The organism is Thalassotalea loyana, assembly GCF_030161435.1.
GTDB classification, from domain to species: Bacteria; Pseudomonadota; Gammaproteobacteria; order Enterobacterales; family Alteromonadaceae; genus Thalassotalea_G; species Thalassotalea_G loyana.
Genome location: NZ_BSSV01000003.1, coordinates 358,765 through 385,664, shown reverse-complemented (window position 1 = coordinate 385,664; position 26,900 = coordinate 358,765). Strand labels below are relative to the sequence as shown.

The window sequence follows — 26,900 nt, the reverse complement described above, 5'->3', positions numbered from 1 at the left end:
AAAATTACTGAATAACCCCTGTTCTTAATATTTCTACTGGTCGTTTTCTTGCTTCCGGTAACAACGCATTGCCTCGAACTGACCAGTGATAATCGGTAACTTGGATCTCTCTTAAATAGTAAAATGCAGAAGAGCCAGGTGAGAAATAAACTTCTTTGTTAATTGCAAATACATTGTTGGGTGTTGGTAAAAACACCATCAGATTATTTTCGTGCACGTGCTTAATAATATCAGCAGTTACCTCGATATAATCTGATGAGTGGATATTGGTTTCGAACATTTTGTCAATTAAAGAGACAAGGTATGGATCAGGTGGCAATGTTGACCATGCATATGACGGCAGGTAAACAAAAAAGGCTGACCAAGGATGTTTGTACCAATCAGTGTTGCCCCAAAGCAATAAATCCCAAGTTGTGGTGTTTTGGTTTTTCCATGTAACGTGCAATTGCTTAAAGACTTCTTCTTCAGTCGGTAAAATTTGAGCCTCTAATTCAATGTTAATTTGGCTCAGAAAAAACTGTATATCCTTAATCAAAAAAAGAAAACTCTTTTGTGCCAAGACCTTGAGTTTTAAGGGCGTCGTTGGATCTAAACCATGTTGTTGTTGATATTCGTAAACTTGCTTTTTCATTTCTGCAAGTGATATAGGCTTATCAGATTCTCCGGCTAAATAACCACTTAAGCTTTCGATAGCCTCATTTACTCCGAAAAAGTTTGGCGATACCATGGTTGGCGATGACACGCCTTCACCAAGCATCGAGAGGTTTAATAAGTAATCTTGATCGATTGCTTGGTTAATTGCTTTTCTTATTTTGGCGTCCTTGATCGCTGGATTGCCAGAAATGAGGTTAAAGTGCATGGCATAATTGTTCTTTGACGGAGAGCTTGAGAGTTTTGCGTAGGGTGAGCGCACCGTTTCGACCTGATCAGAGAAAGCTATTGGCATGACATCTACAATGCCTTCATTTTTTGTCACCGCTTCAAAAGCGCCAGTTGGCTCGATATCTAGATTAATCGTCATGCGCTCAACTTTTGGTTTATCATCCCCCCAGTAATTTGAATTCGCTGTCAACTCAACGCTAGCAGAACGTCTGTCACCCTCAACATAGCCTTTAGTCAAGATATATGGTCCTATGCCATATGGACCGGGTTCAACTAAATTAGGGCAGGTTGGTTTTCCATTCCAGCCAAATTTATTCAAGTATGTCTGGGTATAGAATTGCAACCAAATGGCATCGTATGGGAATGCTCCGTAGGGAGCTTTCATATAAAATTTAACGGTGTAATCGTCGATTTTTTCAACGCGATCTAAAACCTTTGCAAAGTTGCTAAAAGTAAACGGCTGTTCTTGAAACGCTTTTACATTGTTTATAACTGAATCTGCATTGAAGTGGGTGCCGTCTTGAAAATATGCGTCTTGTCGCAATTGGAAAAGCCAAATTTTATCGTTGATGCTTTGGTGAGAGACTGCCAAATCATATTGCCACCCCTGCGCATTATTAGCGGGTCTTAATAATGCGCCATTAATGGCGTGGGATATTGCTAAATATGGGAGGTTAGGAATATAAAGCTTGACGTGAGAGCCTTGCTTAAATTCATGTGTTATTTCTTGCAGAGCCTTATCTTTTGTCAGGCCTATATCGTCTTGGTTTGCGTATGCAAGATGGAAAGTACTGAGTAGCCAGCACGTTAAGAAAAGTCTGTTTCTTATCTTACACTTCCATGCATGAAGACCCATTCACTTTTCCCTTTTTAATTAGCCTACTTCATAGTATTACTGATTCTATCTGATGTTCAACTTAAATGGCTTAAAAAATAAGGAGTTAACAATAAACAGTAAAAACATATTGTCAGACAGTGAATCAGGTGAAGTTTGCCGTCGTCCTAGACGCCTATTTGAGTGAATTTGGGGTTAACAGCCGTCGCTGACAATATCATAAGCAGGAGGTACGCTTTCACTCTGAGCTTGCGTGTAAGCAAAGTAACAGTTGTTATCTTTTACATCACCGTCCTGGTCTAAGTCGTAACCAACATAGGTGAAGTCAATACCTTCTTCCTCAAAGACAAACTCATCAGAAATATCAATTCGTTCTTCAATATCGGTGTTATCCAAATGATTGTATTTTAGTCTTAGTTCGTAATTACCATCGCCATCCAGATCCACGTCAAGTAAATCGCTGCGCCCCGGCACTGGCTGGGTGTCATAGCTTGGCATTTGAGACTTCATAAAGACTAAATTATTTGCCGCTCGAACACTTGCTTTTACTTGGTTTAGTGCAGCAGTGCGTGCATCACTCGATACACTGATAAAATTAGGAAGCGCCGTCGCACTTAAAATGCCTAATATCACGATGACGACGACCAATTCGATTAAGGTAAATCCATGTTGTTTATTCATTACGGCTATCTTTATGTCTATTACTCTCAATAACTTATGTACGTATTAACGCCACGCATAGCTTAATTTAGTAAAAAATGTTCGTTCATTTCTTTCTAGAGAAGTTAAATCATCATCTTGGAAACTATTATCAGAGTAACCCAAAAAGAACACAGTTTGTGGATTGAGTTTATAGGCGTAGATCAGTTGAGTGCCAAGGTTTTTTGCACGTCTATTAACGTTATTATATAGGTAGTTAGCTTGATTTCGTTTGACGTCTTGATAAACAGCACTAAATCGAATGTAGCTTTGTACATTAAACTGATAAGTGATTCGAGAATCGAGTAAGTGAGCATCATATACGTCAGCGCCATCTGCATCTAGTTTACTATTTACATAGCCAAAGGTGGTTTTAAGGTGATCGCCGAAGTACCATTCTAATGTTGATCCATACTCAACAATATCACCCAGTCTATTGTTTGAATAATCGATTTTATCACCTACTTTAACCGCTAAATCAAAATAGATATCCGAGGTTAATTGAGCGCCACCAAATACTTCGAATAGCTTTTCTGTAAATTGATCCGTATTCCCATCAATTGCTAATAAAGTATCGTCATGCCTCAGTCCAACCCTATCAGCATACGTGTAGTTTATTTCAAATTGAGATTGCAATGGACCATCAGTTGAATAACTTGCCTTATAGACATCAGCAATCAATTCTCCATTTTGATTTTTCTTTTCTTGCCACTCACCTGAAATTTTAGCTTCTTGCCAAAAGCTATTGTCTGTACCATAAAATTTGCGCGCAACTTTCACGTCATTGGTTTTAAGGTCTATGGCTGATATAAAGCCCATATCAGCGCGAAAATCTTCGCCAATATTTTGGTGCTCAAGACCAAGCTCCCAAAACTCTGAGTCATGGTTGTATTTGATGACAAATGCATCGTCGCTAAATTCACCGTCTTTCCTTGCTCTGTTTACTTGTTCTGTGTAACCACAGTTGCCAAAACTACAGTCTGTAGGTATCTCTTGGCAATCATCGTCGTAACAAAAGTCTTGAAAAAGCTCATCAGGATATTCAGTGCTTGAACCCAACCAGGTCGCTCTAAACGTATTATTATCATCAAGCTTATATTTCGTATCAAAGCCGGCGACATAGTTGTGATAATCATCACTTTTTCTCAAGGTTGAAATAGCACCAATCGACAGTGATTGTTGGTAGTCGTAGCGGTAGCGCAATACGCCTGAATGACTTTCTTGATTAAGTGACGCAATTTCATCGCTCAAATTGCCCGGCATAAGAAAATTAGTTTCTGTATCTTGTACGAAGAAAACCCCATAGGTGTGTGCTGATGATGAACCGGTTAATTTAGCACCATAGTCTGGATCTGCGATATTTCGCGTGTAGACTAAATCAAGTTGAGATTCAAAATAATCACTGTTTTCCAAAAAGAAAGGGCGCTTCTCAGCATAAAATAGTGAATTCGTCGTGTTCACATTTAATTGACCAGCGTCTGATTCGACTGTAGAAAAGTCAGGGTTTATCGTTGCATTGACTAAGGTGTTTGCATCAATACCCCATCGAATATCTACGCCTGCTTCAAAATCTTCTTCATCACGCCAGTCACTACTCGGTGAATAAACGTCGCGTTGCTGATCAAAACTCGCAACAATAGAAGGGGTTATTGTTAAGTCATTTTCTACTTTAGCGTCTTCAAAACCAACTGCTACCGGATATTGACATAACCAACAGGCGTTATTTCGATCTAAAGGAACGTGAGAAATTCTTAATCTTGTATCTCTTGGGTATTGTCTTGAAAGCTCAAATGCCCAAGATTTTTTGTCATTGGTTTCGACAAACTTGAGAATATTAAATGGAATCGCCATTTCTACCTGATAGCCTGCTTCGGTAATTTTACCGTAAGACGCCCAAATGCCATCCCATAAGTCACTAGAGTCGCCTGTGATTTCGTTGCTCACTTGGTCGTTTTGTACACCGTAAGGGTTTACAAAAAAATCGTAGCTAGTTCGTCGAGTATTTTTAGGATCAATCTTAATCCCAACAATGTCGTCAGCCCAGGTTTTGTCGCGGTCAGATAATATTGCTTGGATGTTATCTGGGTCGGGATCAGATGCTAAAAAAGAGATATATAGATATTCTCCATCTTCAACCATTTTGGCTGTCGTATTAATAGGAGACTTTCTGTTATTCCATGGATAATTGACAATATCGAGGTCGATAGTTACGGCATCTTGCCATCCTCGGTCAGTCAGTTCACCGTCGATATTAATTGAATGCGATGTTTTTGGAATATCAATTTGTTGTATATTCGCAGAGAGCGTGTTTTGCTGATCAGCAACGGCTGTGCCTGTAACAAAACAAGCTGTACAACCCGTAATTGCAACGATGAGTGTTTGTAATTTTTTTCTTATTGAACTATCCACGCATACTCCCTGACTGCTGATGCTCATTATTTTGCCACGATTGTTACAAACTATTCGTGTTAACTCAACAATTTAGTCTTAATTTTGAAACAAAAAAGTCGTACTAAAAGCACGACTTTTGTTTAAGTTATTTTGTTTCCCTATCTTTATCTTAACCAGGCATAGCTGAACTTCATAAAAACACCTCGTTCATCTTGTTCGAGCTCGCCAAAGCCTGCGGTAGAATCATGGTGATCCGAATAGCCCGCATAAAAAACCGTTTGAGGGTTAATTTTATAGGCATAGAGTAATTCAGTTGCTATGTCTTTGCTGTTTGCCGTTATGTCCTCAGGCAACGAATATGGCTGATTATAAGGGTTTCTACTTGTATTGTTGTAGATAATCGAAAAACGCAAGTAGCTTTGTACATTAAACTGATACGTCGTTCTGAAATCTGTTAAACGGGCAATGAAAACATTGTCATTTTCAACGTCGAGTTCTCGGTATGTATGGCGAAGTTTCAACTCCAAATGCTGATTGACACTCCAATTAATAGTCGGGCGAACTTCCAATTTTTTACCCGCTCGGTTATTGGAGTAATCGATATCGTCACCCCAACCGATACGTGTATTTATGTAGAGTCCTGAAATAGGCTTAATTTCACCAAAAACTGAAAATTCGTTTTGGTGGAATAGGGTAGTATTACCTTCAATCGCCAGGTTACTCTTATCTATTCGACTACCAACAACGTCTCTATACGTATAACCGACGCGAAAGAAGGATTCATATTTTGCGCTGATATTTGCACTCAGGTCATACTCTTCTTCTATTAATTCACCATCGTCATTATGCGTAATATCATAGTCACTGTAGATGTTAAATCGGTTCCACCAATTGCCAGGCTCTGCATACCACTTGCGTTCAACGCCTACACCAGCGCGGCTGTGATCCACGCGAGACATAAAACCTAAATCACCACGAAAGCCTGAATTTTGTTTATTGTAGAATGCACGGTAAAACCAATCTCGATCGGTGTGACGGTAGTCCGCTTTAAATGCGTGACCGCTAAAATTATCATCTTTGAGTGTTCTTAATACTAACTCGTTGGTATCACAGCCGTTTTGAATATTACAATCGGGAAAGTTGGTTGTGTCTTGGCAGGCTAGCGGGTCGTCAGCGTCACAAAATTGCTCGTAAAAGTCTTCAGGGTATAGTGTATTTGAGTAAACGCTTTGAAACTTAAAGGTATCTGATTCTGTAAACTTAATATTGGCATCGATGCCGTGTACTTGGTTTTTATAATCTTCCCCATCTCTTAACGTGCTAATCCAACCAACCGTAATATCTTGGTTGACGTTATAACGGTATCTAAATGCCATCGCTTGAGATTCATCATCTATGGTGCCAACAGATGATGTTCTATTGCCGGGAATTAAGATATTAGTTGTTTCATCATCGGTAATAAACAAACCGACGGAGTGCTCACCGTGTCGTGCCGTTAACTTGGCACCATAATTTGGTGCATTAATGTTTCTGGTATAAACAAGGTTGTAGTCTGACTCAAAATAATCTGCATTATCTAAAAAGAAAGGACGTTTTTCTTCGAAGAATAACGCAAAGGTGTTATTGATGCTCAGTTGGGCGTTATCGGTTTCAACTGTTGAGAAGTCTGGGTTTAGCGTTGCGTTTAATAATACATCAGGCGTAATACCCCAACGCACGTTTAAGCTCAACTCTTGAATATCTTCACTTTGCCAAACGTTATCATCGTCACGCGTTTCCACACGACCAATAACTGCAGAAGGTGTAATTGTCAGGTTATTGCCTTGTTTAGCGCCACTGAATCCTTCAGCTGTTGCTAACTGACAGAGTTCACAATTATTGTCTCTGTCTAGATATATGTTAGATAAGCGAAGTCTTTCTTGGCGCGGATAAAATCGAACGAGTTCAATACCCCATTTTTGAATGTCTAGGCCTTCTTCGAAGTTAAGCATTCTTAATGGTAGCGCCATTTCAACAATGTACCCTTGATCATTAATCTCACCCTTACTCTGCCAGATACCATCCCATGAATCACTCTCTCTGCGCGTAACGGCATTTTCAATACCGTCAATCTGTACTCCGAGAGCATTGGCAAGAAAACGATAGGCACGTCGCTGATCGTTGTAAGCATCTATTTTGATGCCAACAATATCATCACCCCACGAGCGGTCTCTATCACGCAAAAATGCTCTGATTTGGCTTGGGTCGGGATCTTGGGCGATAAACGCAATGTAAAAGGTTTCACCATCTTCCATTAAGAGTGCTTCAGTGTGTACTGGGCTTGGGATATTGTCATAAGGACGAGTGACATTGTTGATTAAAACCTTTTTAGCATTTTGCCATTGTAGTTCATCGAGCTTTGCATCGATTTGAATGTCGCCTGAAACTTTAGGAATAGCGATATTTGCTGGCTGTTTATCAACAGCAAAAGCGTTTAAAGATAACGAAGTAATTGAAACTAAAAGAGTATGCCAAATTGGACGCATGTTTTTCCTGAACATATGAAGAACTTATTTTCTTATTGGTAGTGTCGCAAATAATTACATTTTCGAGCAAAACGTTTACGTTTGACGGTATGAAATTTACGTTAATTTGCATTTGTTAATTAGATGTAAGTCTACTCATAAAGGTTTAGTCATGACTTACAAAAAATGTAAGTAAATAATTAATTATTGGATTAAATCTCGTTATGATGTACTCAAATTGCTAAATGAGACCAATAAACACCCATGATGTTATCTGTGATTGATATGATAGCAGCTGTATTTTTTGTCAGCTGTTGGTACGGCTACACCACTTTTGCTCGAAAAAAAGCGAAAACAACTGATTGTATTGCAAGATGCCTTCATCAACACCGAATACACTGGATGCATGAATTAATTGGTCATGAGATAAGAGTGTCGGACGCTGCATTGTTAGCAAACCTAGAGCGCAACATTGCGTTTTTTGCTTCGAGCACGTTACTGGTGCTAGCGGGTTTATTGGCGTTATTTGCGCAAGTTGATCATGTGACGACGGTTATCAATTCGTTACCTTATGCTGCGGTTGCAAGCGAAGGGAAAATTCAAATAAAAATTAGTTTATTGGTGTTTATTTTTGTTTTAGCGTTTTTTAACTTTACCTGGTCAATGCGTCAATATGGTTTTCTAAACGTGATGGTTGGTGCAATGCCTGTTGATGAACAAAGAAACAATGAGAATTTGAAGCGTTATGCTCGTCAAATGGCTGTCGTTCAAGACCAAGCTGCGCATTCATATAATTATGGTCTTCGTGCTTATTACTTCTCATTGGCGGCATTATCTTGGTTTTATCACCCGATATTGTTTATGTTAGCCAGTGCGTTTGTTGTGTTTACATTATTTATACGTGAATTTAAATCAAAAGCTGTTCGTGCAATAACGGAAGGGCAAGCGATTTTAAATCAAGAACGTGATATTTCTCCTTCTAAATAATTAGGAATAGTTTTGGTATGAGTCAGCAGTTCGCCAACTATAGTGTTAATGATTTTGATAAATATGATTGCTTGAAGCTCTCCAAAATTAGTTACGTTGTCATCTTATTTGTGATGAGGGCGTATGTTGTTTGGTTAATTTCGCTTGCAAACTTTCAAGACAGAACGAGTTTTATTTCTTTAGCTTACCCGGAAAAGCAAGTTTTCTATCTGAACTTGGTTTCAGGCGTTTTAGGACTACTGTTGCTTCTATTGGTGAGTTTGAGGCGTCCAACAGCTAGTGATTGGGTTAAAAAGCTATGGCCTAATTTCAGGTTATTGATGGTAATAGCGTTAATATTCGATGCAATTGTTAATGTTATTGCCTATTTCTACTGGGATTTAACATCAATTAATTGGTTGATTGGCCAGTCGTTGTTTTCACTGTTCCTTATTTATAAAAGTATAAGGAGCGAACGATTAAGCATTAATCTGACTGAATTTCCTGAGCCACTTCCTGAATACAAGAAGCCAACAACAAGAAGAAAGCCACATCCATAATGGTGTGGCTTTCTTCATTTACATTATTGAACTATACAAATTGCATGGGCATACGAATGAATGCTTGACCATTATTATCTGCATTAGGCAGTCGACCGCCTCGAATATTCACTTGTAATGCAGGATAAAGAAGGCGAGGGATAGCTAACTTATTGTCACGTGTTTCTCTAACTGAAACATATTCTTCTTGGCTTACTTGGCTATTAATTTGTACGTTATTTGCCTTTTGCTCCGCAACCGTGGTGATATACGCAAGCTCTCGGCCATTTGGTTGGTAGTCATGACACATATACAGCCTAGTATGGTCACCTAGTTGGTAGATTTTTTGGATAGATTGATAAAGTTGTGCTGCACTGCCGTTAGGGAAGTCGCAACGAGCAGAGCCAGAGTCGGGCATGAATAATGTATCGCCAATAAAGGCATGATCACCAATGACAAATGTTAAACTGTCGGGCGTATGGCCTGGTGTGGCTAATACATGAATTGCGAGTTCTCCTAATGCTAAAATCTGACCGTCTTCTAACAGACAATCGAAGACGTGCGTTGTTAATGTGTCCTCGTCAAGCTGCAACATTTGTTGAACACTCTTTTGCACATCCCTAATGCCTGTACCTACAGCGATTTTCCCACCCAAGCGATCTTTAAGTTCCTTATTTCCTGTTACATGATCGGCGTGTGCATGCGTTTCTAAAAGCCATTCAACCGTTAGCTCTTTCTGGTGAATATAATCTTCAATCGGTGTTAGGCATGCTGCTGAAACATCGCCAGAGAAAATATCGTAATCAAGTGGTGGGTCAATAACGCAACACGTTTTTGTTTGCTGGCAGTGAACAACATAGGTAAGTGTTGACGAGTCTTGATGAAAAAATGCTTTGATAATGGGATGATGCATTTATATATTCCCAAAAGTGATAAATTATTTCTTTTGGGAATATTAAACCAGTTAAGTGGCTTTGCCAATGCTAAATTAATTAATGAATAACTTAGCCTTGGTAACCTTCATCTTCTAGTAAATCTGACGCCATTGCTGCGTTACGTGCTAAATCGTCACAACGCTCATTTTCAGGGTGTCCAGAGTGGCCCTTAACCCATTGCCAATTAACTTCATGGCGATTTGTTTGCTCGTGAAGTGCTTTCCATAGGTCGACATTCTTGACGGGTTGTTTAGCTGCCGTTTTCCAGTTGTTCTTTTGCCATTTACTAATCCAAGACGTAATCCCTTGTTTTACATATTGGCTGTCAGTCGTCAGTGTAACGTTGCACGGCTCTGTTAATGAAGCCAATGCTTTTACGGTCGCTAACATCTCCATTCTATTGTTTGTCGTTAGCTTGTAGCCTTGCGAAAGCTCTTTTTGATGTCCTTTGTACACGAGTACTGCACCATAACCGCCTGGGCCTGGATTACCCAAACATGAGCCATCGGTGAATATACTTACTTCTTTCATTAATCGTCTCTATTTTTTCTTTCATATTAACATGATTATCCGAAACTTTTTATTTATTCAAATCTGTCCGTATAATGGAATCAATATCATAGGTAAAGAGAATACTTTGTGGGACACCCAACAGAATTACAACAAGAACGACTCGTTATTCTAGATACGGAAACAACGGGTATTAATCCAAGAGAAGGGCATCGAATTGTTGAAATTGGCTGCGTTGAAATGATCAACCGCCAATTAACAGGTCGAAATTACCATGTATATATCAATCCTCAATTTGAGATGGAACAAGAGGTTATTGATGTTCACGGATTAACAAATGAGTTTTTAGCGGACAAACCATTATTTGCTGAGGTTGCTCAGGGGTTTATCGACTTTATAAAAGGTGCTGAGCTCGTTATTCATAACGCCAAATTCGACGTTGGCTTTATGGACCATGAATTTAACATGGTGGGTAGAGGGTTACCGAATACAGCGGACATTTGTAAGGTTACCGATACCTTGATGACGTCAAAAGACGAGTTTGGCTCACCTAAAACCTTAGATTTTTTGGCAAAACATTATCGTGTTGATGGCTTAATTGACCGTACCTATCACGGCGCTTTAATTGATGCGCAGCTACTAGCTTTCGTTTATATCGAAATGACTCGACGTCAAGAGACGTTGAATTTGAGTGCGGGTTCTGAACAGTCAGGTGACAAAAATGCCATTATTCGTTTACCTCACGATAGAAAAGCATTAAAGGTTGTTCGTGCAACTGCCGATGAACTGACAGAGCATCAAACACGATTAGACATTGTTGCAGACAAAGGGAGTGAGCCTATATGGCGCAAAAGAGAACAATAAAAAAAACGTGTTCTAGTTTTTTATTAAGTGCTTTAGCGGCTTTTACTATCAGTGCGCAAGAGCCTACCGACAAAATTGATTTTTACCAGGTCGATAATGTTACTAATCAGATACCTTATTTTGATAACCGTTTTCGCATTGACGCTAATATAGAAGAAATCACGTTATTGTTTTATCGAACGCATGGCTCTGCACCTATTATTCTTGTTCAACCAGATGGTACAAAAATAAAAGTAGAGACCCACGATAAAGAAAAAGTTGAATGGTACGATGATCGAACGTTCGACATGATAAAAATAAAGGAGCCAATGCCAGGTCCGTGGCAAGCACTTGGCAATATCGAGCCAAAAAGCCAGATAATGGTGGTTTCCGATGTCAGAATTGAAGTCGAACAATTGCCCGATATTTTGCTTGCAGGTGAGACGGTTAAGGTAACGGCGAGGCTTTTTAACGGTGAATTTGCGATTGACACACCAAACTTTAGTGATGTTGTCTCTATTGATGTTGATTTTTTTAGTACCAATAATCAAGATTACGATAATTTTGGCGCCGATTTAGAACGACTGACAACGTTTAGAGATGATGGTCGAGAATTAGATGAGTATGCAAAAGATAGTATCTTTACCGGAGAATTTGAATTAACGATCGCACCTGGTGAGTGGGTACCTGTTTATAAGTTGTTTTTGCCTATGGCAGCAAGAGAGTTGCAACAAAAGCCGGTTATCCTGCAGCGTAGTCCTATAACTACTGTGGTTGATTCATCATCAGGAGAAGGGACACCTCATAAGCTTCATTTTGATATTTCTGATGAATTTGTAAAACCTGATAGTCTGGTGTTTCAAGGAAAAATTACTTACCCGGATAAACAAGCGGTTCCATTCTCAGTATTGGAAGGCAGTGGTAAACGTCGCACAGCAGAAGTGCCATTCACTGAATCAGGCGTGCATCGAGTTAAAGTAAGCGCATTTGGTGAAACAAATAATGGCCGTGAATTCAGGTTAGTAATGCCAGAATATAGTTTCAATGTTCAACATACAGAAAATGCATTATTACCTGATGTATCTAACTTAGGGACTGATAGCCAAGACAGCTTAGCGTTAGCGGAAGAACAACGCCGAGCTGAATTAGCGAAGCAGAGCTAGCAGCACAAATTGCCCAAATTAAAGCTGAACAAGAAGCACAAGAAAAAATGCAGATGATCATTATTATTGCAGGTAATGCTGTTGTAGTAATAATTGCACTTATTGCATTGTTTGTTTGGTGGCGTAAAAAGAAGAACAGCGAAAATGCTTCTGAGGTCGAAATAAAAACCTGATTTGCGGACGATTAGTGACGATTTGCTAGGATATTGCTGTTTATTTCTGCTTTTTGGTTAGCAATTGTCCAACTGGAAAATAAAGTAAAAAAAAGTGTTGACGGGGGGGCATCATAACCGTATTATCCTCCTCGCTTTCAACGGGTTGCCGTTGAAACAAGATTTAACGCGGAGTGGTAGTTCAGTTGGTTAGAATACCGGCCTGTCACGCCGGGGGTCGCGGGTTCGAGTCCCGTCCACTCCGCCAATTAAATCTTGATAGCTATATCCTAGTGGAGTGGTAGTTCAGTTGGTTAGAATACCGGCCTGTCACGCCGGGGGTCGCGGGTTCGAGTCCCGTCCACTCCGCCAACGATATAGCGAAATTATTGATATGTATACTGCGGAGTGGTAGTTCAGTTGGTTAGAATACCGGCCTGTCACGCCGGGGGTCGCGGGTTCGAGTCCCGTCCACTCCGCCACGTACATCCTCAATAAACAATTTGCTGCGGAGTGGTAGTTCAGTTGGTTAGAATACCGGCCTGTCACGCCGGGGGTCGCGGGTTCGAGTCCCGTCCACTCCGCCACGATTGTTTATCTTGATTATCCTTGTCACTTCTCTTAAAACTTTTCATTTCAATCAATGAATGAAATTTCATCCTTATTTTTATACTCAGCTTTCTTTCGACGCTATAACGATCCACTTGTTTTGTTGTGTTGAGCATTCATTTCTTCTGCACGAATTGCAGGCGTTGTTAGACAAGAAAAAAAGGCTAACATCGCAATGTTAACCTTTTATTAATCCTGTTTCTTATAAGACGCAGTAGGGGCTTTGGGGAGTTTAAGTAAGGTACTTAGCCAACAGCTTATCTTTTGTTGACCACGTCTCGTTTAACCAGCGTTGGAAACGGACACGATAACTCTTGTCATTGTAATAGTCGCCTACAACGTTGTCGTTAACTTCTAATGTGTCCACATAGACAATAATCGTTTTTAAATCACCACATAACATGTCCATCATTATATGACCACGATTATCAGGGTAGGCTAGTGTGATATTCAATACCTTATCAAACTGTTCACCCATAGCGGCCAGTGTAAAAGCGATTCCACCTGCTTTTGGGGTAAGTAAATGGTCAAACCGACTTCCCTGGCGATGATGTTTTTCTTCTGTAAAACGAGTGCCTTCGACAAAGTTTACGATAGTGGTCGGTTTGTTTTTAAACTGCTGACAAGAGGCTTTGGTTGTCTCGATATCTTTACCTTTTAAATGTGGGTTCTTTGCAATAAAAGATTTCTTGTATCTGCGCATAAAAGGCATGTCGAGAGCCCAACAAGCCATACCTAAGAATGGAATATAGCGTAAGGATTCTTTAAGAAAAAACTTTGGTTCAGGAATTCGAGTACGAGCAAAGTGAGCGATAACAAAGATATCTAGCCAGCTCTGGTGGTTAGCAATTAACAAATACCATGATTTTTTATTTAAATCTTGATCCCCCACAACGCGCCATTCAACGTTATTAAACAACCTGATAATTAAGTAATTGTTTAGCGACCATAGACGATAAAAGAAATGCATTGGCTTATATAGCACTCGATGAAATGCTTTAAGGGGAATAATAAATTTTAAAAAACCACCCAAAAATACAAGAAAGCCGCAAAATGCTAGGTTTAAGCAAAAAAGAGTAAAAGTGAAAGGGAAGCAAATAAAACGGGGTAAAAACGAAAACATGTACAACTAACCTAGCAATTTCCATATGTTGTGAATTATTGACAACATTCTAGCGACTTTATCTATAAATGGGTATTGCTTTGTTTGTTACACGTGTTCACTCAAACTTTATAAGGTTATTCTGACCAAAAATTATGTCTGCTGTAGACAGTTATTTGCACGGAGTACATGAAAGAAAAAAGCCCGAATAGTTTGTCTATTCGGGCTTAGTGATTTTTATGATCTAACGATTAAGCTGCGTTAGTTGTTTGCTTTACTTGCTCTTCATACAGAGATTTGTCAGCAGGTAAGTCAATTGGGTCAAAGTCATCAACGTCAATTGCGGCTTTACGTGCGACTTCAGTCTTACGTAACAACTCTGCTTCAACTTCTGTTATCGCATTAGCTGCTAGGCCTTTATCAGCGACTAGGTCTAAGCGGAAGAACGGTAGTTTTTCACCGATTGCACGACAAACTTTATCGAATATTGGTTCACACGCCAAAATATCTTCTAATGTTTGCTCTAACATACCAATTGAGTTTTCTTTTTCTCGCGTCAAGTATTGGCCTTGACCAATGCGGTCACGAGTAGCACTTGGTGTTTGTAAGATACGAGCTACTTTGTGATCTAATTTGTCAGATGGACGCGTTAAGCTTGCGCCAAATGGTAAGATAGTCATGCGTAAGAAGCCACCAACCAGCTTGTTAGGGAAGTTAGAGATTAACTCATCAATCGCAACTTGGATCTTGTATAAGCTATCTTCAACAGCCCACTGCATCAATGGTGCATCTTCAGCTAAGCGACCTTCGTCATTAAAACGTTTTAACGTTGCCGACGCCATGTATAAGTGACTTAATACATCACCTAAACGTGCTGATATACGCTCACGACGTTTTAAGTCTCCGCCAAGCGTTAACATCGCAATATCAGACAACATTGCTAAGTTTGTGCTATAGCGTGTTAATAACTGGTAGTAACGTTTGGTCACGTCGCTGTATGGCGTTGACACTAAACGGCTACCTGATACTGAGAACCAAATGCTACGGAATACATTGCTCATTGCAAAACCGATGTGACCAAATAATGCATGGTCGAAATCACGCAATGCTTGACCGAAGTCCTTGTTACCCGCAGCTTCAAGTTCAGCAAGTACATATGGATGACAACGGATTGCACCTTGACCATAGATGATCATGCTACGCGTTAAAATGTTTGCACCTTCTACCGTAATGGCAACTGGAGCACCCTGGTAACCACGAGCTAGGTAGTTGTTAGGACCCATACAGATACCTTTACCACCGTGCACATCCATTGAGTCTGAAATAGAATCACGCATCTTTTCGGTTAAGTGGTATTTTGCAATCGCTGAGATTACTGATGGCTTCTCACCTAGATCGATTGCACCTGTCGATAACGTGGTTACTGCGTCCATTAGGTAAGCGTTACCACCAATGCGTGCTAATGCTTCTTCAACACCTTCCATTTTACCAATTGGAAGTTTGAACTGACGACGAATGCGGCTGTAAGCACCTGTTGCTAATGCAATAGACTTAACACCACCTGCTGAGTTAGAAGGAAGTGTAATTGCACGACCCACAGATAAACACTCAACAAGCATACGCCAGCCTTGACCAGCCATTTCTGGACCACCAATGATAAAGTCTAAAGGTACAAAAATATCCTTACCTTTTGTTGGACCATTTTGGAACGGTACATTTAACGGGAAATGACGACGACCAACATCTACACCTTCAAGGTCAGTTGGAATAAGAGCACATGTAATGCCTAAATCTTTTTCTTCGCCTAATAAACCGTCTGGATCTTGTAATTTAAATGCTAAACCAAGAACGGTTGCTACTGGAGCAAGTGTAATGTAACGCTTGTCCCACGTTAAACGCATACCTAATACTTCTTTGCCTTCGAATTCGCCTTTGCAAACGATACCGAAATCAGGAATTGAGCCTGCGTCTGAACCCGCTTCTGGGCTAGTTAAAGCAAAACATGGGATTTCTTCACCACGTGCTAAACGCGGTAAATAATAATCTTGTTGTTCTTTTGTACCATAGTGCTGTAAAAGCTCACCTGGGCCTAAAGAGTTCGGAACACCAACAGTACTTGCTAATACTGAACTTGCGCCTGTTAGCTTTTGTAATACACGAGATTGTGCATATGCACTAAATTCTAGACCGCCGTATTGCTTTTTGATAATCATGGCAAAGAATTTATTATCTTTTAGGTACTGCCAGATTTCTGGTGCTAGGTCAGCACGAGTGTGCGTCGTATCCCAGTCATCAACCATACGACATACTTCTTCAACAGGTCCATCTAAGAAGGCCTGTTCTTCAGCACTTAAACGTGGAGCAGGGTAGTTGTGAAGTTTTTGCCAGTCTGGCGCACCACGGAAAAGATCAGCTTCAAACCATGTTGTACCAGCATCGATTGCTTCTTTTTCGGTACGTGACATTTCTGGCATGATGCTTTGGAAAGCTTTCAGTAATGGCTTAGAGATATATTGTTGACGAATGTTGGTCATGTTCAGAGGTACAGCAATTGCACCAAAGATAATCCAACCAATCCATGAAACTACTTGATAAAAACTACCAATTACCATTAACACGGTAAAAAGTAGGGTAAACGTAGAGAGCTTGGCTCTGGAGTAGGCCATAAAACCTGATAGCGCGATTGCGCTTAAAATCCAAATTAATGTTTCCACTTGTTTTCCTTATTTACAAATAAGAGGTCTGACCACTAAAGGTTATAACTAAATCGTAACAATTTCAAACATATTTTTGGGTTGTTAATAAATATTTATTACAATGCGCTGAAACAGCAGTAAAAAAAGAGTAGAAAAAATGTGTGAATTGCTCGCAATGAGCGCCAATGTGCCAACCGATATCTGTTTTAGTTTTAGTGGCTTGATGCAGCGTGGAGGTAACACCGGCCCTCATAAAGATGGTTGGGGCGTTACGTTTTATGAGGGTAAGGGGTGTCGCAGTTTCAAAGACCCGTTACCTAGCGCAAATTCACCTATTGCTAAACTTGTTACTGAGTATCCGATTAAAAGTGAGCTCGTGATATGCCATATTCGACAAGCAAATTCAGGTGCCGTATGTCTTGAAAACACCCACCCGTTCATTAGACCTATCTCAGGTAAAAACTGGACCTATGCACATAATGGCCAACTAGCAGAATTTAAAGACAAACTGCCGTTAAAATATAACTGGCCGGTCGGAACAACGGATAGTGAACATGCGTATTGTTGGTTGCTAGATCAGTTAGAAGAAAAACAAAAACTTGATGGTAAACCGCTTTGCTTGAAAGATTTAGCACCTTTTATCGGTAAACTTGCAAGTCAGATTAATCGGCTTGGTGTGTTTAATTTGCTGCTTAGTGACGGTGACTATCTATTTTCATATTGTGCGAATAATTTGCACTACATTACAAGGCGAGCGCCGTTTGGTAAGGCAAGTTTGATAGATGCTGAAGTGGTCGTGGATTTTCAACAGGAAACAACAGAAAATGATGTTGTAACAGTGATTGCGACGCAACCTTTAACGGATGATGAATCTTGGCACAAATTTAACGCCGGTCAATGGATTGTATTTCATCAAGGAGAGTTGGTGGAACAAGGCCAAGAAGAAGTTGAGCCTAACCTGTAGTTAGGCTCTCATCATTTATAGTTATTTAACGTCTAGTTTATCTAATTGTGCTTCAAATTGATCCACACCTTCTTTTATTTGATACAGACGAACAAGCAAATAGTCTAATTCTGGCGCAAACCAAGCATAAGTTACTCGATCTTTTTCTGCGACCTCACGCTTATATTTTAACGCTTTTATTAGCCCGTATGGCAACATAAGTTCCTCTTCACCGACAAACTCATAGCGATAGTTTTTAATCTTACCTGAGGTGCTAATCACGTCATAATCAAACGCATCTTGCTTTGGGTTCTCAATAAACGCTAAACGTTGTTGCAGATGGTAACTCAGTTTATCCTGAACACCTTCGCTAAAATCTACGGTTAACTGCTTATCTTTAACTAGGTTTAGTGCCTTATTTTCCTCAGGAAAATACTGCCAACGGTACTTTTTATCTCTACCTGTTCCACTGCGTTCAAAGTTATATTCGTTAAGCTGAACTTTGTTGTCTGCGACATTGACGATAGAAGTCTCTTTACGCTTATCTGTAAAGATCATCCATTTGAGGTTAGTTTGATAACTATATTTGACACTACCATCGTCTTGGTAGCTTAGTTCTCGGTAGCCTTTTCCGACGGGATCGCCTTTGTGAAGAATATTATATTGGGCTTTGAAGGGGGCAATAGGGACAACCTCTGTGTTAGCGTACGCTGTGATTGATACAGCTAATGAAGTTAACAGGGCTACAAACTTGACCATCTATTACCACCTTAAATATTGACTATTTTAATTATTATTCGTTTGCGTACCCCGATGCCGGCAAAACCTGATTATCGAGAAGCGCATGGTTTTCTACCATTTTTAAACGGCCTTGGCAAAACCATTTTACGACTAATGGATAAATACGGTGTTCTTGTTCATGCACACGCATTGCTAAGTCATCTGCACTGTCTTCAGGGAAAACAGGTACTTTGGCTTGCAAGATGACAGGACCACCGTCTAATTCTTCTGTTACAAAGTGAACACTAACACCATGTTCAGTGTCACCTGCATCAATTGCACGCTGGTGTGTGTGCAATCCTTGATACTTAGGCAACAAAGATGGATGAATGTTCAATAATTTTCCAGAAAATTTATCGACGAAGGCTGGTGTCAATATGCGCATAAAACCAGCGAGTACAATTACGTCTGGTTTATAAGCATCAATGGCGTCAATTAATGCAAGATCGTAAGCTTCTCGGGTATCATAGTCTTTGTGACTCAATACTTGATTTGCGATTCCTGCATCTGATGCACGAGTAAGTCCGTAAGCGTCAGCTTTATTTGAGATAACGCCAGAAATGGTGGCGTCAATTTGGTCTGATTTGCAGGCGTCGATGATCGCCTGCAAATTTGAGCCGCTGCCTGATATTAGAACAACAATATTTGGCTTCATTGTATTAACCTTGGTTAATAACTACTTGCTCTTCACCATCAGCTTTATCTGCAATCTCGCCAATGTGCCATGCATTTTCGCCGTGCTCAGTAAGAATAGATAAGCTTTCTTCTACTTTATCTGCAGGAACTGCGATAATCATACCAACACCACAGTTAAAGGTACGGTACATTTCGTGGGTAGTAATGTTACCTTTGTCTTGTAACCAGTTGAAAATTTCTGGCCATTGCCATGAGTCACCTTTAATTACTGCTTGCGCTGATTCAGGCAATACGCGAGGGATATTTTCCCAGAAACCACCACCAGTAATGTGTGACAATGCACTTACATCAACTTCTTTTAATAGGGCTAAAATAGACTTTACGTAGATTTTAGTTGGTGCTAACAAATGCTCGCTTAAAGGTTTGCCATTTAAATCTTCACTTGTGTCCGTGTTATTTACTTCTAAAACTTTGCGAATTAGCGAGTAACCATTTGAGTGAGGACCTGAAGAACCTAATGCGATTAGTTGATCGCCCGCTTTCACTGAGCTGCCATCCAATAAACGTGACTTTTCAGCAACGCCGACACAGAAACCAGCAATATCATAATCGCCAGCATGGTACATACCAGGCATTTCAGCAGTTTCACCGCCTACTAAAGCACAACCTGACAGAACACAACCATCTGCAATACCTGATACAACATCAGACGCTACATCAACGTCTAGTTTTGCTGTTGCATAGTAATCTAGGAAAAATAATGGCTCAGCACCTTGTACGATTAAGTCGTTAACACACATAGCAACAAGGTCGATACCGACTGTGTCATGCTTTTTAAGATCAATTGCTAAGCGAAGTTTTGTACCAACACCGTCGGTGCCAGCTACTAGTACGGGTTCTTTGTAGTTTGTTGGCAATTGGCAAACTGAACCAAAACCACCTAAACCACCCATAACTTCAGGACGAGTAGTGCGCTTTACCGCACCTTTAATATTCTCTACAAGTGCATTACCTGCATCAATGTCTACACCTGCATCTTTATAACTTAGCGACTGCTTCTGATCACTCACGTGGAACCTCTAATTGTTACTCTCTGTCGTTAGTGGCGCATATTCTATCAGCGCAAAGGCTCGGTTGAAACATAAAGGTAAATTATTTTTTTATACTAAAAAAACTGCCTAATTGTGTGTTAAGATCCTGATTATGCAACCTATTCGTATTGATAACATGGCAAAGTCACTGGTTTTAACAATAATTTTATTAATTAATTGTTTCTGCTTTTCAGTTAAAGCGGTAGAAGTTACCGAGCTTTACACCGGAAAAATAGAAGTTCAAGGGCAAAGTAGAGCCGATCGTGACACTGGTTTGCAACAAGCACTTGAGCAGGTGATGTTGAAAGTAGGTGGTAACAATGATTTTGCTAGTAACCCTCAAATAAGCACCGCGTTGAAAAGTCCGTCTCGCTATGTCGCTCAGTTTTATTACGATCGAGTTGATCAGCAAACATTGCTTGTTGCCGAATTTGACGAAAATAAAGTTAATCAGTTGTTTTACGATGCGCAACTACCTATTTTGGGTAATATTCGCCCATTACTGACAGTATGGCTTGTTGAAGAACATGGACTTGCGAGAAACATCATTAATCATTCAAGTGACAATGTTCTTGCCCAAAAAGTTAAAGCCTTTTCTGAGCAGCGCGCTGTGCCTATGGTCTTACCTTTAATGGACCTTGAAGATATTAGCCGTGTGCAAGTCTCTGATATTTGGGGACGATTTGAAGAACCTGTCAAAGTAGCCTCTGAACGCTATCTTGCTGAAGCTTCCGTTATTATTCGTATCTCTGATAACACCTTGGTTGAAGCCGGCATATCTGAATCTCAAAACTGCGAACTACCTTGCCAACAATCATTATATGCACTCGACTGGAGTATTGTTGAAGACTATCAACAATTTGGTTCTCGAATTCAAGGGAGTAACCCTGAACTGTTGGTTGAAGAAGCACTAACAGCAATTAGTCAGCACATACACCAGCAATATGCTTTAAGCATGAACACACAGAATATTGTTACGATAGAAGTAGCAAATGTCGATTCTATGAGCACTTACGTTGCGGTTTCACAATTTTTAGCAGACTTTTCGGCGGTAAGTGACGTAAAATTGCGTTATGCCCAAGGAAGTGTGCGTCGATTTGATGTTTCCTTACTGGGTTCAAGACAAGCATTTATGGCATCTATTGAGTTAGTAGACGAATTGAAGCAAATAATTGATCCGTTAGCTCAAATAGATGAGCAAGCAACACCAGTATTCTATTGGCAGGAATAATGAAACAGCGTTCACAACTTACATTATCGGTTCAGCTACCTGATGACGAAACTTTCGAAAGTTTCCAGGTCGGTGAAAATGAAAGTGTTGTAAACGAGCTGCAATCGTTTATCAATGGTGATAGCGAGTATCAGACACAAGCTATGTATTTGTTTGGTAATCATTCTGTCGGAAAATCACACCTACTGCATGCAAGTTGCGCTTTTGCTGAGTCTAAAGGTCAGTCATCAATTTGTATGTCATTTAATGAATTAATGAACTTTAGCCCTGAGGTCTTAGATGGCTTAGAGTTCTACCACGTGATTTGTCTTGATGATATTGATTTGATTTCAGGTAAAAAAGCTTGGGAACAGGCTGTTTTCGATTTATATAATCGAGTTATTGAGCAGCAACACAAGTTAATTGTTTGTGGCCAGCAGTCGGTAAAACAATTGGGCATAACACTTCCTGATTTGGTTTCAAGACTGGGCTGGGGTTATGTTGAGTCAGTTAAGCCGCTTTCAGATGACGACAAGGTTAGTGCTATCCAATTGCGTGCGCACCAACGCGGGTTAATCCTACATTTAGATGTTGCTAAATTTCTTTTTAATCGCGTCGAGCGCGATATGAAAAGTTTAGTGTCAAGTTTAGATGAACTAGACAGGGCATCAATTCGCGATAAGCGAAAAATTACGATTCCATTTATTAAAGAAGTCCTACTTTAACGCTAGAGCAGAACTTCTTTAATTCTCCAAAAATTACGATTGCTTCACTTTGTTACTGTGCGGCTTTGCTCGGGAGTGCTATCGATATTATCCCAGCTAATGCGATAAAAACTGTCGAGATAATTAAACAGGCGATAAGACCATAACTTTGAAATACCCAACCAGATAGTACTGTACCGATTAACCTACCCATTGCGTTAGCCATATAATAAAAGCCAACGTCCAGTGACACGCCGTCAGCGTCAGCTAAGCTCACAATTAAGTAACTATGTAGCGAGGAGTTAATCGCAAAGAGTACACCAAAGATGAGCAAACCAACTAATAGCGCTGTGGGCATTGCCAGCTCAACATAAATACTAGCTGCTATTCCTGCAGGTACGATAGCCAAGCAAAAAGCCCAAAAAGCAGCGTCGCGAGGTTGTGCTTGATGGCCTTTACGGTTAATAAGCTTTGGTGCAAAAGATTGGACGATGCCATAGCCAATGATCCACAGCGCGAGAAAGCCACCAACATAGTAATGATCCCAATTAAAGGCTTGAGATAAAAATACCGGTAGCGCGACGACAAACCATACATCACGAGCACCAAACAAAAACATTCTTGCTGCTGACAGCACGTTTATCGCTTTGCTTTTAGAGAAAATCTCATTGAACTTAGGCTTGTTCTTGGCTTTGCCTAAATCTTGCTTGAGTGCAAATATACTAAATAGCCAAACGAAGAATAGGGCAATTGCCATGATGATCATTGCGCCCTGGAAGGTGAATAAACTCAATAACAAACCGCCTAAGAAAAAGCCGACACCTTTTAGTGCATTCTTAGAACCGGTAAGAATTGCTACCCATTTGAATAAAGTACCTTCTTGTCCTTGAGCGACCAGCATTTTAATTGAGCTTTTGGCACTCATCTTATTTAGGTCTTTGGCAATACCCGAAAGCGCTTGTGCGAGCATAACATATGCCAATGATAGATAGCCTGTGGGCATTGCGAGCATTGCCAATGCGATGATTTGTAACCCGAGCCCTATATTCATGGTTTTATTCAAACCCAATTTAGCGCCCAAATAACCACCAAATAAGTTGGTAAATACACCAAATAGTTCATAAAACAGAAACAGCATGGCAACTTCTAATGGAGAGTAGCCCAGTTGATGGAAGAATAGTACTACCAGCATACGAAGAGCGCCGTCTGTCAAAGTAAACGCCCAATAGTTACCTGTAACAATCAGGTATTGCTTGATTTCGCTTGATAAGGTTGCCATGTGTTTTACTTCATTTATCCACTATTTGTCGGCTAATCCAACTTTTAACGCAAGCTCTGCTGTACGGTTTGCATAGCCCCATTCGTTGTCGTACCAAAGGTACATTTTGACTTGTGTTTCATTAACTACCATCGTTGATAACGCATCGACAATAGTTGAACGTGGGTCAGTTTTATAATCAATGGAAACTAACGGTTTCTCTTCATATCCCAAAATACCTTTTAGTTCTGAATTTGCTGCCTTTTCCATCATGGCGTTAATTTCTGCTTCCGTTGTCGGTCGATTAAGTTCAAACACACAGTCTGTTATTGAAGCATTTGCAAGTGGCACTCTAACGGCGTGACCATTAAGTTTACCTTTTAGCTCCGGGAATATATGGGTAATGGCTGTTGCTGAACCTGTTGTGGTGGGGATCAAGCTCATACCACACGCTCGTGCTCTTCTTAAATCTTTATGAGGCGCATCTAATATGGTTTGAGTATTGGTAATATCATGTATAGTGGTCATGCTACCGTGTTTAATGCCAATATTGTCCTGCAATACTTTGACTACAGGGGCTAAACAGTTGGTCGTGCATGAGGCCGCCGTAACAATAGGGTATTTGTCTTTATCATATAGATTGTCATTGACGCCCATTACTATATTCAAAACACCGTCCTCTTTTACTGGTGCAGTGACAACGACTCGCTTAACGCCTTGGTCTAAGTATGCTTGCAGCTTAGCTTTCGACTTCATTACGCCAGACGCTTCAATGACTAAATCACAACCTGACCAATCAGTTTCACCAATTGTCGTATTTTGACTACAGGTGATTTTGTTACCAGCAATCGTGATATGGTCCTCGTCACCGTTTACCTCTTTATTCCACGTCCCATGGACCGAATCATATTGAAGTAAATGTGCTAATGTTTGAGCGTTACCTGCAGGGTCGTTAATGTGAACAAACTCCATTTCAGGCCAATCAAAAGCAGCGCGAAGTGCTAAGCGCCCCATACGGCCGAAGCCATTAATACCGACTTTAATCGTCATAATTATTTCCTAATCAAATTTAATAGTTTTCAAAAAAGTTAAGTTGCTCTGGCTTAGTGAGTGCGTGCGGTCGCATCGATTGAACAAGTGACTTCACTTCAGGCTTACTGTAGCCCAATTCAATAAGAAGCAATGAGATGAGTAACCCTGTTCTACCTGAACCGCCTTTACAATGCACAGCCAATATTTCTTGGTTTCTCAGACGCGAAATTAACGAGTCTTTATGAAGTTGCCAGGCTTGAAAAAAACGCTCGTCAGGCCCCATGTCATCGCCAAGAGGCAATTGATACCATGATATTTCATTATCTTGGCAAACCTGTGGCAATGCTTCTGCATTAAGGTTTTGCATTTCTTCGTCAAACATAGCGGAAACGATTGACGTGGCATGAGCATCTTTTAGTGTCATTACTGACGCCTCTAGTGATGCGCCTTTTGTTCCTGGACAAGGCGTAAAGATAACCTTAGCGCCGTTTTCTAGTGGCAAAATATCGAAAGGGTGAGACATAAATGTTAATCCTTAGGCTTGATGTTGTTGAACCGTCGGTTCAAACCAATGTTTTGTTTTATTAGCAAATGCAACGAGTGATAGCATCACTGGAACTTCAACTAATACACCTACAACCGTCGCGAGTGCTGCTCCCGAATGCAGGCCGAATAATGAAATGGCCACTGCTACGGCTAGTTCGAAAAAATTTGATGTTGCTATCATGCATGCAGGCGCGGCGGTAGCGAAACGTAGTTTGATTTTTAATGCGACAAAGTAGGCAATGAAGAAAATGCCATAGGTTTGGATTAACAGCGGAACGGCAATAAGCACGATTGCTTCGGGGTTGGCTAAAATAGTTTCAGCTTGAAGACCAAACAAAATCACTATAGTTGCGAGCAGTCCAATCATTGAAAAAGGTTTGAGCCTTGATAGTAACGCCTCGATTTTATTGCTTTGTTTTTCACCGTTGCTCAATGCTTTTTGTGTTAACACACCGGCAATTAGTGGGAGCACTACATACAAGATTACTGAGAACAATAATGTTTCCCAAGGGACTGTAATATCACTTACTCCCAAAAGAAACCCAGCAATTGGCGCAAATGCAAATATCATAATAAGATCGTTGACAGAAACTTGGACAAGGGTGTAATTAGCGTCACCTTTTACGAGTTGTGACCAAATAAAAACCATTGCTGTGCAAGGTGCTACGCCAAGCAGAATCATACCTGCGATATACTCCTGGGCTGTATTTGGATCGACTAAGTCGGCAAATAATCCTTCAAAGAATAACCAGCCAAGTAGTGCCATTGTAAAAGGCTTTACTAACCAATTCACGATAATAGTCAGTACTAAACCTTTAGGATTTTTGCCTACTTCTTTAAGGGAAGAAAAATCAATTTGAATCATCATCGGATAGATCATAATCCAGATTAATAATGCAATAACGAGATTAACCTTCGCATACTCTAGGCTAGCGATAACCTCAAAAATTTGTGGGGTTAAATGACCTAAACTAACGCCTGCAATAATGGTGATGGCAACCCAAATTGATAAATATCTTTCAAAAATACCCATGATGTTTACCTCATTAACAGGCTTTCTGTCGAGATGGACGGTCGCCCATGGTTTCAAGTCTTAATACACTGTCATGGATAACGTTAGGTTCGTTGACTAATGTATTTGTTAGTATTGATTTCATCCATGAAGGTAATGTTGCGTTGATACGATAAAAAACCCATTGTTGTTGCTTTCGATCAACTAATAATCCTTGCTTTTTTAATTGGGCTAAATGCCGAGATACCTTAGGTTGACTATCTTGGTTCAAAGCTGTCATCAGTTCGCAAACACACAATTCACCTTCTCGTAAGATCAAAAGTAGAGATTGCAATCGAATATCATCAGCTAAGCATTTATAAAATTGGACGGGTGCTAACATTGCTTTTTTATAATCCGTCAAGCTGCTCAGTAGAGACTCAATTTTATGATTGATTTGATGTAGTGCCTGAGCAAATGATTCTTCTGTATTACTAACTTTGGGATCAGGAATTGCCCAGTGCTGATAATTAAGTCCATCGCTCATTTGCTGACACTCGGCCGCGGCGTTCTCACATAACGTAATGACCATATCAAAGTCTAGGTCGCTTAACTCTTCAAGTGACTTTGAGTGTAGAAAGTCGTTTTCTACATTAATGCTCTTTAGCAAGGATAATCCAATCGGACTTGGCGTGGTTGGGTGAGTACCAGCACTATAAACTTCAACAGATTCTGGCGCATGGTGCTTCAGCAATGCTTCGGCCATAAGCGACCGAGCAGAGTTTTCCGTGCATAAAAAAAGAATTTTCATTTAACGCTCAAATAGAGATAAACAAGTTGAGCGATATTATATAACAAAATTCGTATATAACAAATATATTAT

The 26,900-nt window shown here is 40.2% G+C and carries 23 protein-coding genes and 4 tRNA genes; 11 read left to right on the top strand and 16 right to left on the bottom strand.

Translation table 11 applies throughout. The features are described from left to right. Window positions 1-4: 4 nt before the first annotated feature. From QQK05_RS09470 to QQK05_RS09455, 4 genes are all read right to left on the bottom strand, one after another. Complete coding sequence (locus QQK05_RS09470; protein WP_284297932.1) at window positions 5-1,738, bottom strand: ABC transporter substrate-binding protein; 1,734 nt, start codon at window positions 1,736-1,738, stop codon at window positions 5-7. 174 nt (window positions 1,739-1,912) lie between these two features. Continuing rightward, the gene (locus QQK05_RS09465) at window positions 1,913-2,398 is read right to left on the bottom strand and encodes a pilus assembly FimT family protein (RefSeq protein ID WP_284297930.1); all 486 of its coding nucleotides are present in this window, start codon (window positions 2,396-2,398) and stop codon (window positions 1,913-1,915) included. A 45-nt stretch (window positions 2,399-2,443) separates the two neighbouring features. Beyond that, window positions 2,444-4,825 carry a carbohydrate binding family 9 domain-containing protein gene (locus tag QQK05_RS09460; RefSeq protein ID WP_284297928.1) on the bottom strand — a complete coding sequence of 794 codons (2,382 nt, stop codon included), beginning with the start codon at window positions 4,823-4,825 and terminating at the stop codon, window positions 2,444-2,446. A gap of 146 nt (window positions 4,826-4,971) precedes the next feature. After that, window positions 4,972-7,332, bottom strand: a complete 2,361-nt coding sequence (locus QQK05_RS09455) for a carbohydrate binding family 9 domain-containing protein (RefSeq protein WP_284297926.1) — start codon at window positions 7,330-7,332, stop codon at window positions 4,972-4,974. Between the two features lie 243 nt (window positions 7,333-7,575). On the opposite strand from QQK05_RS09455, the gene QQK05_RS09450 reads away from it, so the two are divergent. Then, window positions 7,576-8,298: a DUF599 domain-containing protein gene (locus QQK05_RS09450; protein ID WP_284297924.1), complete on the top strand. Its 723-nt coding sequence runs from the start codon at window positions 7,576-7,578 to the stop codon at window positions 8,296-8,298. Between the two features lie 17 nt (window positions 8,299-8,315). Continuing rightward, a complete protein-coding gene (locus QQK05_RS09445; RefSeq protein ID WP_284297922.1) occupies window positions 8,316-8,837 on the top strand; it encodes a DUF2919 family protein in 522 nt (173 codons plus the stop codon). A 31-nt stretch (window positions 8,838-8,868) separates the two neighbouring features. Here the strand turns inward: QQK05_RS09445 and QQK05_RS09440 are convergent, their stop codons facing one another. Together QQK05_RS09440 and rnhA are read right to left on the bottom strand one after the other, a co-directional pair. Further along, window positions 8,869-9,729: an MBL fold metallo-hydrolase gene (locus QQK05_RS09440; RefSeq protein WP_284297920.1), complete on the bottom strand. Its 861-nt coding sequence runs from the start codon at window positions 9,727-9,729 to the stop codon at window positions 8,869-8,871. A 91-nt stretch (window positions 9,730-9,820) separates the two neighbouring features. Next, window positions 9,821-10,282, bottom strand: a complete 462-nt coding sequence (gene rnhA, locus QQK05_RS09435) for a ribonuclease HI (RefSeq protein ID WP_284297918.1) — start codon at window positions 10,280-10,282, stop codon at window positions 9,821-9,823. Window positions 10,283-10,390: 108 nt separating this feature from the next. Between rnhA and dnaQ the strand changes: the two genes are divergently transcribed. The 6 genes from dnaQ to QQK05_RS09405 all read left to right on the top strand — a co-directional run bounded on the left by dnaQ (window position 10,391) and on the right by QQK05_RS09405 (window position 13,006). After that, window positions 10,391-11,125 carry a DNA polymerase III subunit epsilon gene (gene dnaQ, locus QQK05_RS09430; protein WP_284297916.1) on the top strand — a complete coding sequence of 245 codons (735 nt, stop codon included), beginning with the start codon at window positions 10,391-10,393 and terminating at the stop codon, window positions 11,123-11,125. Beyond that, a complete protein-coding gene (locus QQK05_RS09425) occupies window positions 11,104-12,267 on the top strand; it encodes a TIGR03503 family protein (RefSeq protein ID WP_284297914.1) in 1,164 nt (387 codons plus the stop codon). The genes dnaQ and QQK05_RS09425 overlap by 22 nt, the downstream gene beginning before the upstream one ends. A gap of 343 nt (window positions 12,268-12,610) precedes the next feature. After that, a tRNA-Asp gene (locus QQK05_RS09420) sits at window positions 12,611-12,687 on the top strand. A gap of 27 nt (window positions 12,688-12,714) precedes the next feature. Continuing rightward, a tRNA-Asp gene (locus tag QQK05_RS09415) sits at window positions 12,715-12,791 on the top strand. Between the two features lie 33 nt (window positions 12,792-12,824). Then, window positions 12,825-12,901: transfer RNA gene (locus tag QQK05_RS09410), tRNA-Asp, on the top strand. A 28-nt stretch (window positions 12,902-12,929) separates the two neighbouring features. After that, a tRNA-Asp gene (locus tag QQK05_RS09405) sits at window positions 12,930-13,006 on the top strand. 254 nt (window positions 13,007-13,260) lie between these two features. Here the strand turns inward: QQK05_RS09405 and QQK05_RS09400 are convergent. Continuing rightward, window positions 13,261-14,151 carry an acyltransferase gene (locus tag QQK05_RS09400; protein ID WP_284297912.1) on the bottom strand — a complete coding sequence of 297 codons (891 nt, stop codon included), beginning with the start codon at window positions 14,149-14,151 and terminating at the stop codon, window positions 13,261-13,263. A gap of 230 nt (window positions 14,152-14,381) precedes the next feature. After that, window positions 14,382-16,844 (bottom strand): acyl-CoA dehydrogenase FadE, encoded by a 2,463-nt coding sequence (gene fadE, locus QQK05_RS09395; RefSeq protein WP_284297910.1) that lies wholly within the window; start codon window positions 16,842-16,844, stop codon window positions 14,382-14,384. Between the two features lie 139 nt (window positions 16,845-16,983). Here fadE and QQK05_RS09390 point away from each other — a divergent pair, with 139 nt between their 5' ends. After that, window positions 16,984-17,790 (top strand): class II glutamine amidotransferase, encoded by an 807-nt coding sequence (locus tag QQK05_RS09390; protein ID WP_284297908.1) that lies wholly within the window; start codon window positions 16,984-16,986, stop codon window positions 17,788-17,790. A gap of 21 nt (window positions 17,791-17,811) precedes the next feature. Here the strand turns inward: QQK05_RS09390 and QQK05_RS09385 are convergent, their stop codons facing one another. Genes QQK05_RS09385 through purM form a run of 3 tightly spaced genes read right to left on the bottom strand, consistent with a single transcriptional unit; the run spans window position 17,812 to window position 20,255 of the window. Then, complete coding sequence (locus QQK05_RS09385) at window positions 17,812-18,528, bottom strand: DUF3108 domain-containing protein (RefSeq protein ID WP_284297906.1); 717 nt, start codon at window positions 18,526-18,528, stop codon at window positions 17,812-17,814. A gap of 34 nt (window positions 18,529-18,562) precedes the next feature. Beyond that, a complete protein-coding gene (purN, locus tag QQK05_RS09380) occupies window positions 18,563-19,204 on the bottom strand; it encodes a phosphoribosylglycinamide formyltransferase (RefSeq protein WP_284297904.1) in 642 nt (213 codons plus the stop codon). Between the two features lie 4 nt (window positions 19,205-19,208). Further along, window positions 19,209-20,255, bottom strand: a complete 1,047-nt coding sequence (gene purM, locus QQK05_RS09375) for a phosphoribosylformylglycinamidine cyclo-ligase (protein WP_284297902.1) — start codon at window positions 20,253-20,255, stop codon at window positions 19,209-19,211. A gap of 133 nt (window positions 20,256-20,388) precedes the next feature. Between purM and QQK05_RS09370 the strand changes: the two genes are divergently transcribed. Together QQK05_RS09370 and hda are read left to right on the top strand one after the other, a co-directional pair. Continuing rightward, window positions 20,389-21,507: a DUF2066 domain-containing protein gene (locus tag QQK05_RS09370; protein ID WP_284297900.1), complete on the top strand. Its 1,119-nt coding sequence runs from the start codon at window positions 20,389-20,391 to the stop codon at window positions 21,505-21,507. After that, window positions 21,507-22,211 carry a DnaA inactivator Hda gene (gene hda / locus QQK05_RS09365; RefSeq protein ID WP_284297898.1) on the top strand — a complete coding sequence of 235 codons (705 nt, stop codon included), beginning with the start codon at window positions 21,507-21,509 and terminating at the stop codon, window positions 22,209-22,211. Before QQK05_RS09370 ends, hda begins: the two co-directional genes overlap by 1 nt. 52 nt (window positions 22,212-22,263) lie before the next feature. Here hda and arsJ read toward each other — a convergent pair whose 3' ends face one another. From arsJ to QQK05_RS09340, 5 genes are read right to left on the bottom strand one after another with little or no spacing between them, the layout of a single operon-like run. Then, a complete protein-coding gene (arsJ, locus tag QQK05_RS09360; protein WP_284297895.1) occupies window positions 22,264-23,469 on the bottom strand; it encodes an organoarsenical effux MFS transporter ArsJ in 1,206 nt (401 codons plus the stop codon). A 21-nt stretch (window positions 23,470-23,490) separates the two neighbouring features. Further along, window positions 23,491-24,498, bottom strand: coding sequence for an ArsJ-associated glyceraldehyde-3-phosphate dehydrogenase (locus QQK05_RS09355; RefSeq protein WP_284297893.1), 1,008 nt, complete (start codon window positions 24,496-24,498; stop codon window positions 23,491-23,493). Window positions 24,499-24,517: 19 nt separating this feature from the next. Next, window positions 24,518-25,003: a phosphatase domain-containing protein gene (locus QQK05_RS09350; RefSeq protein WP_284297891.1), complete on the bottom strand. Its 486-nt coding sequence runs from the start codon at window positions 25,001-25,003 to the stop codon at window positions 24,518-24,520. A gap of 12 nt (window positions 25,004-25,015) precedes the next feature. After that, entirely contained in the window at window positions 25,016-26,059 is a 1,044-nt protein-coding gene (arsB, locus tag QQK05_RS09345) for an ACR3 family arsenite efflux transporter (protein WP_284297889.1), read from the bottom strand. A 13-nt stretch (window positions 26,060-26,072) separates the two neighbouring features. Continuing rightward, window positions 26,073-26,828, bottom strand: coding sequence for a metalloregulator ArsR/SmtB family transcription factor (locus QQK05_RS09340; protein WP_284297887.1), 756 nt, complete (start codon window positions 26,826-26,828; stop codon window positions 26,073-26,075). Window positions 26,829-26,900: the final 72 nt, after the last annotated feature.

Bases quoted from the DNA above. Each gene is read 5' to 3' on its own strand.
- QQK05_RS09470 (WP_284297932.1), bottom strand. From the start codon at position 1,738: ATGGGTCTTCATGCATGGAAGTGTAAGATAAGAAACAGACTTTTCTTA.
- QQK05_RS09465 (WP_284297930.1), bottom strand. From the start codon at position 2,398: ATGAATAAACAACATGGATTTACCTTAATCGAATTGGTCGTCGTCATC.
- QQK05_RS09455 (WP_284297926.1), bottom strand. From the start codon at position 7,332: ATGCGTCCAATTTGGCATACTCTTTTAGTTTCAATTACTTCGTTATCT.
- QQK05_RS09450 (WP_284297924.1), top strand. From the start codon at position 7,576: ATGATGTTATCTGTGATTGATATGATAGCAGCTGTATTTTTTGTCAGC.
- QQK05_RS09445 (WP_284297922.1), top strand. From the start codon at position 8,316: ATGAGTCAGCAGTTCGCCAACTATAGTGTTAATGATTTTGATAAATAT.
- QQK05_RS09440 (WP_284297920.1), bottom strand. From the start codon at position 9,729: ATGCATCATCCCATTATCAAAGCATTTTTTCATCAAGACTCGTCAACA.
- rnhA (WP_284297918.1), bottom strand. From the start codon at position 10,282: ATGAAAGAAGTAAGTATATTCACCGATGGCTCATGTTTGGGTAATCCA.
- QQK05_RS09425 (WP_284297914.1), top strand. From the start codon at position 11,104: ATGGCGCAAAAGAGAACAATAAAAAAAACGTGTTCTAGTTTTTTATTA.
- QQK05_RS09400 (WP_284297912.1), bottom strand. From the start codon at position 14,151: ATGTTTTCGTTTTTACCCCGTTTTATTTGCTTCCCTTTCACTTTTACT.
- QQK05_RS09390 (WP_284297908.1), top strand. From the start codon at position 16,984: ATGTGTGAATTGCTCGCAATGAGCGCCAATGTGCCAACCGATATCTGT.
- QQK05_RS09385 (WP_284297906.1), bottom strand. From the start codon at position 18,528: ATGGTCAAGTTTGTAGCCCTGTTAACTTCATTAGCTGTATCAATCACA.
- purN (WP_284297904.1), bottom strand. From the start codon at position 19,204: ATGAAGCCAAATATTGTTGTTCTAATATCAGGCAGCGGCTCAAATTTG.
- QQK05_RS09370 (WP_284297900.1), top strand. From the start codon at position 20,389: ATGCAACCTATTCGTATTGATAACATGGCAAAGTCACTGGTTTTAACA.
- hda (WP_284297898.1), top strand. From the start codon at position 21,507: ATGAAACAGCGTTCACAACTTACATTATCGGTTCAGCTACCTGATGAC.
- arsJ (WP_284297895.1), bottom strand. From the start codon at position 23,469: ATGGCAACCTTATCAAGCGAAATCAAGCAATACCTGATTGTTACAGGT.
- QQK05_RS09355 (WP_284297893.1), bottom strand. From the start codon at position 24,498: ATGACGATTAAAGTCGGTATTAATGGCTTCGGCCGTATGGGGCGCTTA.
- QQK05_RS09350 (WP_284297891.1), bottom strand. From the start codon at position 25,003: ATGTCTCACCCTTTCGATATTTTGCCACTAGAAAACGGCGCTAAGGTT.
- arsB (WP_284297889.1), bottom strand. From the start codon at position 26,059: ATGGGTATTTTTGAAAGATATTTATCAATTTGGGTTGCCATCACCATT.
- QQK05_RS09340 (WP_284297887.1), bottom strand. From the start codon at position 26,828: ATGAAAATTCTTTTTTTATGCACGGAAAACTCTGCTCGGTCGCTTATG.